The sequence below is a fragment of the Bacteroidota bacterium genome (assembly GCA_039714315.1).
Taxonomy (GTDB): Bacteria; Bacteroidota; Bacteroidia; order Flavobacteriales; family JADGDT01; genus JADGDT01.
This window is the reverse complement of the sequence record JBDLJM010000124.1, coordinates 1-9,284: the sequence shown is the minus strand read 5'-3', so window position 1 is coordinate 9,284 and position 9,284 is coordinate 1. Positions and strand designations below refer to the sequence as shown.

The following is a 9,284-nucleotide window of genomic DNA, read 5'->3' as shown; positions in this document are numbered from 1 at the left end:
CCTTCTAACGAAATCTCCAACAATTTTTGTGCTTCCACTGCAAATTCCATTGGGAGCTTATTAAGAACTTCTTTTCCAAATCCATTTACTATTAGTGCAATAGCTTTTTCGGTATCAATTCCTCTTTGCTGGCAATAAAATAATTGATCTTCAGAAATTTTGGAAGTAGTAGCCTCATGTTCTATATGTGAGCTTGGGTTTTTGGCTTCAATGTATGGGAAGGTATGAGCTCCGCATTTACTACCCATTAGCAATGAGTCGCACTGGCTGAAATTTCTTGCATTTTTTGCATTTGGAGCTACTTTTACCAGTCCTCTATAACTGTTTTCTGATTTTCCTGCTGAGATACCCTTCGAAATAATAGTACTTTTAGTATTGTTTCCCAGGTGAATCATCTTTGTTCCGGTATCGGCTTGCTGATAATTATTTGTAACAGCTATTGAGTAAAATTCGCCTGTAGAATTGTCTCCTTTCAATACTGTAGAAGGATATTTCCACGTTACGGCAGAACCTGTTTCAACCTGTGTCCACGATATTTTAGCATTTTTCTCTGCTAAAGCTCTCTTGGTTACAAAATTGAAAACACCGCCTTTACCTTCTTTATTTCCCGGATACCAGTTTTGAACAGTTGAATATTTAATTTCAGCATCATCCATTGCAATTAATTCAACTACTGCTGCGTGAAGCTGATTTTCGTCTCTTTGAGGTGCAGTACACCCTTCCAGATAACTTACAAAAGAACCCTCATCAGCAACAACCAATGTTCTTTCGAACTGACCTGTTCCACTTTCGTTAATTCTAAAGTATGTAGACAACTCCATAGGGCAATGAACTCCCTTAGGAATATAACAGAAAGATCCGTCGGTAAAAACAGCTGAGTTTAGTGCTGAGTAGAAATTATCCTTTACAGGAACAACAGTTCCCAGATGTTTTCTAACCAATTCAGGATGTTCCTTTATGGCTTCGGAAATACTCATAAAAATTATTCCTTTTTCTGCTAATGTATCCTGGAAAGTAGTTTTCACCGAAACTGAATCCATTACTACATCAACAGCAACAGCAACACCTGATAGTCTTTTTTGTTCATCTAAAGAAATCCCTAACCTGTTGAATGTGTCGATCAACTCAGGGTCAACTTCGTCTAAACTCTCAAGTTCAGGTTTTGGTTTTGGAGCTGAATAATAAGAAATGTCCTGAAAGTCAGGTGTTGGATAATTAACATGAGCCCATTTTGGCTCTTCCATTTCCTTCCATACTTTAAAAGCATTCAATCTCCATTCCAACAACCATTCAGGTTCTTCTTTTTTTGCCGAAATAGCTTTGATGATGTCCTCATTCAATCCTTTTGGAAATGTATCAGACTCAATATCTGTAACAAACCCATATTTGTATTCCGAAGAGGTTACTTCATCTATAATTTTATCTTCTTTCTCTTTTTTTGCCATGCAGCTAAGTTTTAAACTATATTCGCTATGCGAAAAACAACTTATTAGTCTGAATTGCAGTCTGATAGTATTTATATTTAGATTTATTCTAAATTAGAGACGGATTCAGGAGGCAAATGTAGTGATTTTGACTAAAATAGATGTAAATCTTATGACGAATTGTAATTAATTAGTTTTATTCCGATATAGATTATATCTATTTTGAAATTAGTTAATTTGTATTAGTAAAAACAAAAAAGCAGATGGAGGATATTTTAGTTTACGATGATAAGTACTTTATGAAAAAGGCTTTGGAGGAAGCTGAGTATGCATTAGAAAAAGATGAAGTGCCCATCGGAGCGGTAGTAGTGGTTAATAATCAGGTGATAGCAAGGGCTCACAACCTCACAGAAACATTGAATGATGTAACAGCTCATGCCGAAATGCAGGCCATAACTGCAGCAGCTGATGCAATTGGAGGAAAATACCTTAATGATTGTACAATGTATATCACTATGGAACCGTGTCAGATGTGTGCCGGGGCTTTGTATTGGACCCAGATTAAACGGGTGGTTTTTGGGGCAGCCGACCCTAAGAGGGGGTATCGTACAATGGGTACGCAAATACATCCTAAAACAGAAATTACATTTGGAGTAATGGAGGATGAATGTTCCCAAATTGTAAAAGATTTTTTTAGGAGTAAGAGATGAAAGTTGAAGTAAAAACCATAGAGGAATTATTTAAAGCATCTGGAAAAATAGTTCGGTAGAAATCGAGCTACTCCCAAAAGCTAATTATTTTACACGTAAAACATGAATTGTTATTCCAGATATTGGCGTAATATCTGGAATGGCATTCCAAATATTGGCGTAATATTTGGAATGCGTGTGGTTTTTATGTAAATTTGAGTCATTCTTACTTTATAAAGAATCATGCACAATAGAAAACAGTCATATCCAATATCTAACAAGAGTAAGTCTAAGTTTGGAAGGATAATAGTTGTAACCGGAGCCAGACAAACAGGAAAAACAACTCTTGTGAAATCGGTGTTTAAAAATTTTAAATACATATCTATTGAGGATCCGATAACTGTTGAGGATTATAAAAAACTATCGGCTAGTCAGTGGGGAAACTTATATCCAAGAGCAATACTTGACGAAATTCAAAAAGAACCACAATTAATTGAAAGTATCAAAGCTGTCTACGACCAATTTGATGATTCACAATATATTTTACTAGGGTCATCACAAATAATGTTGTTGAAAAAAGTTAAAGAATCATTGGCCGGTAGATGTCTTATTTTTGAATTGTTTCCTTTAACCTTGCCCGAATTGTTGACTAACAGTTGGGGTGATGACGTTATTGAATCCTATTTTCAGAAAATTCTATCACAGAAGGAAGTCGGCGATTTAGTGTCAATTTTGTTAGATGAGAACTACTCTAATAAAACAAGGGTTTATGATTACTATTTAAAATTTGGAGGATATCCTGCTATTACTGATAATTCGCTTTCTACATCTGACAGGTACGATTGGTTAAGAAACTATGTGCAAACGTATTTCGAACGCGACATACGCGATTTGGCAGAAATTAGAAATCTAGAACCATTCACTAAAACTCAAAAGTTATTGGCAATTAATACAGCACAGCTTACAAATTATTCGCAAATTGCTGCTGATGCAGGTGTGAGTTCAAAAACGGTTCAGCGGTTTTTGGAATACAGTAATATAAGTTATCAGACAATTACACTACAAGCCTGGGCACGAAATAGTAAAAAGAGATTGGTGAAATCACCGAAGGTTCATTTTACCGATGTTGGAGTTTTACGTACTATATTAAATAAAAAGGACGATTTAAACGGTCACGAATTCGAAAGTGCGATGATTGCTGAAATATACAAACAGGCAAAAAACTTAAATCTAAACAATTCGTTTTACCATCTGCGAACCAGCGATAGAAGAGAAATTGATTTATTGATAGAGACAGAAAAGGGTTATATAGCCATAGAAATAAAAAAAACTGAAAATATACGTGCGGTTGATGCGAGGCATTTCAAAAATCTTGAATATTTACTTGATAAGCCGATTATTCACAAATATATTTTGTCGAATGATACAGAAATTAAGTATTTAAATTACGGTGTAGTGGCTATGCCTGCGGTTCAATTTTTAACATAGTTTTTTATGAAAGACTATCTAAATAAAATAATTCGCGATTTGCATCAGAGTATAGTAAGTTCTTATGTGTTAGACGATGGCTATCAATTGCCCGAACATTTTTTGGAGATAGACAAACAACTTCTCAAAAAATGGCTACTTGAACTAGATGAAAATCTTAATGAATTATCAGATTTTGTGGAGAGAAATCATTCAAAACGCCTTGGGAGATATTTTGAGAATTTATTACGGTTTTATTTCGACTTTCATCCTAATATCGAAGTACTGGAATTTGGAAAGCAGATTTTTTCGGGAAAAAGAACCATTGGAGAAATGGATTTTATCTTGAGAAACAAAATTACTACGGAAATTATTCATCTTGAAACAGCTGTTAAATACTTCGCAAAGGCAAAAGGCAATTCCGATTTCTACTCTTTTATCTGTCCGAATGGAAGCAGGAATTTTGGAGATAAACTCGACAAAACCTATTCTAAACAGCTAAAAATAACTGAACTTCCCGAAACGATAGAATTTTTAAAGAAAGAAAATTATTATCCCTTGAAAAGTTATCATTTTATAAAAGGGATGCTTTTTTACCATCCTGATGAGATTGATTCTTTTCAACATGAAAACTTAAACACAAATCATCAAAGAGGTTGGTGGATTTATCAAAAGGAGGTTGATACATTAAACCCTGATTCGAAATTCAGAGTAATTCACAAGTCACGATGGCTCTCGGAAGAAATATGTGAAGACTCGGGTGAATTATTATCGAAAAGTGAATTGATAGAAATTTTAGAAACTCATTTTGAAATTATTTCACAAGGTCAACTAATTGTTGAATTTCAAAAATCAGAAGATATTTGGATTGAGATTAGCCGGGGCTTTGTTTTGGATAACAGGTGGCCCAACTTGTGAATGCGTAGAGATAATTAATGAATTAGCTCTACGCTTATTGTATTACTATGATCTCTCCCTCAACCACTCAATAATTTCCTCAAACTCCTTTTGAGCTATTGAATGTGCGGCCGGAAACTCGTGGTAAATATGTTTTAAATTTAATTCGGATAAAAGTTTTTTTGCACTTCGCCCTTTTTCTATTGGTATAATTCCATCCATTGTTCCATGGGCAGCATAAAAATCCAGATGCGAATAATCTTTTTCGTAACTCTCGGGCATTATTTCTTCGAAAATGAAACCGCTTAAAGAGAGTGCATATTTATATCTTTCAGGATTGTTCAGTATCATAGAATAACTAAGTATTGCTCCCTGTGAAAAGCCAAGTACGAAAACATCATCATGGAAATTAAAATGCTCCCTGCTGTCTGTAATAAATTTTTCGATTTCCTTTACCGAACTTTTTGCCTGACCTGAATCGGAAATGTGATTACCGTTTTCCAACTCAATGTTGTACCATGCTTTTCCTCCGAATGGTAGAGAGTAAGGTGCCTGCAAAGCAATAACTGTAAAAGAACCCGGTAAGTAATTCGCAAAACTGAACAGGTCGTTTTTATCGGCGCCAAAACCGTGAATCATGTATATAACTTTTGAGTTTTCTATACCGTCAGCTGATTCTTTAATATTGTAATCGAGATTGAATGTTTTCTTTCCCATCTTGTATTTCCTGTTGAAAATTTTCGGGCTAAGTTAAAGAATGAAAAATAAATGCGTTCCTTTGGAGGAAAAGTTTTTTGAAATGAAATTATTGAAAACCGATAAAAAACAAAGTGTAGTTGAAGAAAAGTGGAATTACCTTACTCATGCTACCGGTGCTGTTTTGGCAATTTTCGCGATTGTGTTAATGCTGCTAAAATCAAATTCAGCAAAGGAATATTGGAGTTCTATAATTTATGGGTTTTCATTACTGTTTACAATGTTGGCATCGGCGATGTATCATTTCGAAAAACGGGTTGAGATTAAATCTAAATTGCGAATCTTAGACCATTCCGGTATTTTTTTACTAATCGCTGGTACCTATACACCGTTGGCAATATTGGTATTGGGAAGCGATAATCTTTTTTTGTTGATTATAGAATGGTCGATTGCAATAATTGGAGTTATATTGAAGATTTTCTTTACCGGAAGATACCAAAAAACATCCCTGTTAATTTATTTGGGTATGGGATGGATTATAGTCTTCGATATTAATAAACTCATAGACTTACTGCCATTCGAAGGACTAATGTATATAGTTTATGGGGGGTTGGCTTATACAGTTGGAACTATTTTTTACGCAGTAAAAAAGTTGAAATTTTCACATGTAATATGGCATTTCTTCGTACTAGTGGGAGCGATGTGTCATTTCTTGTTTGTTTACTATTATGCTTTGTAATAATCTGTCGGCCTTGTGTTTTGCATGAGGGATAGAAGCGGCATCCTTTTTAAGTAGTGGGGGTGCGACTCAAAGTCGAACTCCCACTACTTAAAAAGATACAGCGGATAGCCCGACCTTTCGATCTCTTAATTACTACCTGTCGGGCAGACAGAGGGAGTTGAAGAGAGCGAAAGGGCATGCCCAAATATTATTTATGTCTCTCATAAATCAGTAAAATAACAAATGGAACAAGAACCAATAAAATTGTTAACCAACTATCGTTTAATACAGATGGAATTATTAAAATAGTTATTAAAACACCCGAAATACCACCTCCTAAGTGAGCACTATGACCAATATTTCCCAGCTGACTTTTCATTCCGTAGATAGAGTATAATACATAAGCAATACCGAATAACCAACCCGGAATAGGGAATGGTATCGGAATAATGAACAAACTCATCTGAGGATATAGAATTATTGCCGAAAAGATAACACCACTAACTGCTCCCGAAGCACCAATAGCTGAATACATCATGTTTTGGCGATTAAAATATATAGAAATTAAGTTGCCAAACAGTAATGAGCCCAGATAGATTAAAATAAAGTTGGTAAGTCCGGCAAAATACAAAACTTCAGGCCCGAAGAAGTATAGTGTAAACATGTTAAAAAACAAATGAGTCCAATCGGCGTGTAAAAAGCCGGAACTAATCATTCTTATGTATTCTTTTCCATTAATTACACTCCCCACCCGGAGCATATATTTTTCAAAGAACATTCTATCGTTAAAACCTTTATATGATATTAAGGCTGTGATTCCAATAAGTATATATATAACGTAGTTCATTTTGACTATTTGTTTTTATTTAAGTAACAGTAATAATTAATAGAAAAACTTTAGGTTTAATTGTCAGCTATAAATTTTTCAATAAGTTTTTTTGAATCTTTTACCGATTTTTTAGACCATTTTAATTCAAGGGCAAATTTTTCCTCTTCGCTTAGCTGCCATTCAATATTACTGTTTTTTAGTCTGTCTATTAATGTTTGTAGAATTATGGCAACAGAAACAGAGATGTTAAGACTCTCGGTAAATCCATACATTGGAATTTTTATAAAAGCGTCAGCCTGGTCAATAATATTTTTTGATAAACCTTCCTTTTCAGCACCAAAGAATATAGCCGAAGGTTTACTAATATCAAATTCTATTGGCGAGGTAGAACCATAATGAGGAGAAGTTGCAATTATTTGATATCCCTTTTCTCTCATGGCATTAACCGCCGATTGTGTGTTGTCAATATTGGGATCTTTAAAAGAAGAAATATCAACCCACTTATCAGCCCCTTTTGCTACATGAGAACTAACATAAAAAGTATGAAGACGTTGAGTTGTGTACATCTCCTGAATTCCAAAAATATCACAGGTTCTTACAGCTGCACTGGCATTATGAGACTGATATATATCTTCTAATACAACAGTGAAGTGTTTTGTCCGTTCGTTTATTACTTTCTTAAAGTTGTTAACTCTGTTTTCGGACATGAAGCCTTGTAAATATTCCAGGATTTTCTTTTCTGACATGTTAAAATATTTGGATGTAAATGTAATAATTGATTTTATTTCGACCGGAAAATAATTAATAAAGGATCAGTATTCAGGAATTCGTTTAAACTAAATGTTCCGATATTAATTATTTAAGGTTACTTTTGTACAAAATATAATTTAGAAAAAATGACTTTACTTTTTATAGGAGGGGCTGAAATCTTTATCATTGGTTTGATTGTGGTGATGTTGTTTGGTGCGGATAAAATTCCTGAATTGGCAAGGGGATTGGGTAAAGGAATGCGTCAGCTAAAAGATGCTACGGACGACTTAAAGCGTGAGATAAAAGACAGTGCCGGCGACGATGATATAGTTGGAGATATAAAGAAAGAGATTTCATCTGTTAAAAAAGATGTAGATGAGTTTTCACGCCCTATCAAAAAACAAGTTAAGAAACAGTTCAACGATAATATTCCCGATTTAGATACCATAACTGATGCCAAAGAAGAGGTTGAAAGTATTAAAAAGAGCGTAGATAAGGCCACGGGTGCTATAAAGAGAAAAAGATAAATGGATTTTATCGATCAATTGATTAATTGGGATATCAGTCTTTTTTTGTTTTTAAATGGGAAAGGAACGGAAGCCTGGGATGGTTTCTGGAATTTCGTAACTCATCGATTTACCTGGATACCGCTTTATATATTTCTACTTTATATCGTATATAAGTTTTCGGGGTGGAAGGGTGTTGTATTTTACTCGATCGCCGTCTTAGCTCTGATTTTAATTGTTGATCAAACTACTTATTATTGGTTTAAGGCAGTCTTTCAACGTCCAAGACCAAGTCATAACTCTGATATTGCAGATGTAATTAGAATAACAGGCAAAAAAGGAGGCCGATGGGGCTTCATTTCGGCTCATGCCTCAAATACCTTCGCAATAGCAGTTTTTTTGGGGTATCAATTCCGAAAGATTTTTCGCTATTCAGCATTACTGTTAATCGTATGGGCAATATTTATCAGTTACTCCAGAATTTATGTTGGAGTACATTACCCTGCAGACCTGCTAGGAGGAGCCCTTTGGGGAATTCTTGTTGCTACTGTTTATTTGCTTATGCTGAAAAAAACTAAGCTTGGTAAGTATCTGGAATTGCCGGGGTAACTTTATGTATCACTAAAGTTACTTTATTTTCTAAAAAATAGTTTTTGTTATTTCTTCCTGCTTATAGTTAAACCATCTCTGATAGGGAGTAATACCGTTTCAAGACGGGGATCGGTTTTTAAAAGTAAGTTGTACTCTTTTAAAATTTTAGTATCTATATCTTTTTCGGCTGTTTCTTCAACAACTTTACCACTCCATAAAACATTGTCAGAGAGTATTATTCCTCCCGGATTTAGTTTGTCGATAATCATATTGAAGTAGTTTATGTAATTAGATTTGTCGGCATCAATAAAAACCAGGTCAAAATTTTCTTCGATCGTTGGGATAATGTCTATTGCATTACCGGTTTTAGATTGAATTTGTGAAGAGTAATCAGACAATTTGAAGTATTTAGAGGAAATAGGTTCTAATTCTTCATTTTTATCGATAGTAAATAATTTACCGTCTTTTTTCATGCCTTCTGCCAAACAAAGAGCCGAATAACCTGTAAATGTTCCAATTTCCAAAATTACCTTTGGTGATGCCAGTTTTGAAATGATCGACAAAATTCTTCCTTGATAAGCACCCGAAAGCATTCTGGGTAATAGTGCTTTCTGCCATGTTTCCCGGTTTAATTTTTTTAGTAATTCAGGTTCATCCTGTGAATGCATTACTGCATAATCGTCAATTTCGTCCGGTAAAAAATGCATGTGTTAT

General features: G+C 34.5%; 11 protein-coding genes. 6 read left to right on the top strand and 5 right to left on the bottom strand.

Annotated elements, in window-relative coordinates:
• A partial coding sequence (gene sufB / locus ABFR62_11240; protein MEN8138993.1) for a Fe-S cluster assembly protein SufB occupies nucleotides 1-1,445 on the bottom strand: 1,445 nt, incomplete at its 3' end.
• 242 nt (nucleotides 1,446-1,687) lie between these two features.
• Between sufB and ABFR62_11235 the strand changes: the two genes are divergently transcribed.
• The 3 genes from ABFR62_11235 to ABFR62_11225 all read left to right on the top strand — a co-directional run bounded on the left by ABFR62_11235 (nucleotide 1,688) and on the right by ABFR62_11225 (nucleotide 4,498).
• A complete protein-coding gene (locus ABFR62_11235; GenBank protein ID MEN8138992.1) occupies nucleotides 1,688-2,134 on the top strand; it encodes a nucleoside deaminase in 447 nt (148 codons plus the stop codon).
• Between the two features lie 222 nt (nucleotides 2,135-2,356).
• A complete protein-coding gene (locus ABFR62_11230; GenBank protein MEN8138991.1) occupies nucleotides 2,357-3,601 on the top strand; it encodes an ATP-binding protein in 1,245 nt (414 codons plus the stop codon).
• 6 nt (nucleotides 3,602-3,607) lie between these two features.
• Entirely contained in the window at nucleotides 3,608-4,498 is an 891-nt protein-coding gene (locus tag ABFR62_11225) for a DUF1853 family protein (GenBank protein ID MEN8138990.1), read from the top strand.
• Between the two features lie 45 nt (nucleotides 4,499-4,543).
• Here the strand turns inward: ABFR62_11225 and ABFR62_11220 are convergent, their stop codons facing one another.
• Nucleotides 4,544-5,194, bottom strand: coding sequence for a phospholipase (locus ABFR62_11220; protein MEN8138989.1), 651 nt, complete (start codon nucleotides 5,192-5,194; stop codon nucleotides 4,544-4,546).
• A 40-nt stretch (nucleotides 5,195-5,234) separates the two neighbouring features.
• Here ABFR62_11220 and ABFR62_11215 point away from each other — a divergent pair, with 40 nt between their 5' ends.
• Nucleotides 5,235-5,912, top strand: a complete 678-nt coding sequence (locus ABFR62_11215) for a hemolysin III family protein (GenBank protein MEN8138988.1) — start codon at nucleotides 5,235-5,237, stop codon at nucleotides 5,910-5,912.
• A 190-nt stretch (nucleotides 5,913-6,102) separates the two neighbouring features.
• Here the strand turns inward: ABFR62_11215 and ABFR62_11210 are convergent, their stop codons facing one another.
• Nucleotides 6,103-6,741, bottom strand: coding sequence for a rhomboid family intramembrane serine protease (locus ABFR62_11210; GenBank protein ID MEN8138987.1), 639 nt, complete (start codon nucleotides 6,739-6,741; stop codon nucleotides 6,103-6,105).
• A gap of 56 nt (nucleotides 6,742-6,797) precedes the next feature.
• Nucleotides 6,798-7,469 carry an RNA methyltransferase gene (locus tag ABFR62_11205; protein MEN8138986.1) on the bottom strand — a complete coding sequence of 224 codons (672 nt, stop codon included), beginning with the start codon at nucleotides 7,467-7,469 and terminating at the stop codon, nucleotides 6,798-6,800.
• Nucleotides 7,470-7,619: 150 nt separating this feature from the next.
• On the opposite strand from ABFR62_11205, the gene ABFR62_11200 reads away from it, so the two are divergent.
• Nucleotides 7,620-8,000: a twin-arginine translocase TatA/TatE family subunit gene (locus tag ABFR62_11200; protein ID MEN8138985.1), complete on the top strand. Its 381-nt coding sequence runs from the start codon at nucleotides 7,620-7,622 to the stop codon at nucleotides 7,998-8,000.
• Nucleotides 8,001-8,588 carry a phosphatase PAP2 family protein gene (locus ABFR62_11195; protein ID MEN8138984.1) on the top strand — a complete coding sequence of 196 codons (588 nt, stop codon included), beginning with the start codon at nucleotides 8,001-8,003 and terminating at the stop codon, nucleotides 8,586-8,588.
• 47 nt (nucleotides 8,589-8,635) lie between these two features.
• Here the strand turns inward: ABFR62_11195 and ABFR62_11190 are convergent, their stop codons facing one another.
• A complete protein-coding gene (locus ABFR62_11190; protein MEN8138983.1) occupies nucleotides 8,636-9,277 on the bottom strand; it encodes an O-methyltransferase in 642 nt (213 codons plus the stop codon).
• Nucleotides 9,278-9,284: the final 7 nt, after the last annotated feature.

Bases quoted from the DNA above. Each gene is read 5' to 3' on its own strand.
- ABFR62_11235 (MEN8138992.1), top strand. From the start codon at position 1,688: ATGGAGGATATTTTAGTTTACGATGATAAGTACTTTATGAAAAAGGCT.
- ABFR62_11230 (MEN8138991.1), top strand. From the start codon at position 2,357: ATGCACAATAGAAAACAGTCATATCCAATATCTAACAAGAGTAAGTCT.
- ABFR62_11225 (MEN8138990.1), top strand. From the start codon at position 3,608: ATGAAAGACTATCTAAATAAAATAATTCGCGATTTGCATCAGAGTATA.
- ABFR62_11220 (MEN8138989.1), bottom strand. From the start codon at position 5,194: ATGGGAAAGAAAACATTCAATCTCGATTACAATATTAAAGAATCAGCT.
- ABFR62_11215 (MEN8138988.1), top strand. From the start codon at position 5,235: ATGAAAAATAAATGCGTTCCTTTGGAGGAAAAGTTTTTTGAAATGAAA.
- ABFR62_11210 (MEN8138987.1), bottom strand. From the start codon at position 6,741: ATGAACTACGTTATATATATACTTATTGGAATCACAGCCTTAATATCA.
- ABFR62_11205 (MEN8138986.1), bottom strand. From the start codon at position 7,469: ATGTCAGAAAAGAAAATCCTGGAATATTTACAAGGCTTCATGTCCGAA.
- ABFR62_11200 (MEN8138985.1), top strand. From the start codon at position 7,620: ATGACTTTACTTTTTATAGGAGGGGCTGAAATCTTTATCATTGGTTTG.
- ABFR62_11195 (MEN8138984.1), top strand. From the start codon at position 8,001: ATGGATTTTATCGATCAATTGATTAATTGGGATATCAGTCTTTTTTTG.
- ABFR62_11190 (MEN8138983.1), bottom strand. From the start codon at position 9,277: ATGCATTTTTTACCGGACGAAATTGACGATTATGCAGTAATGCATTCA.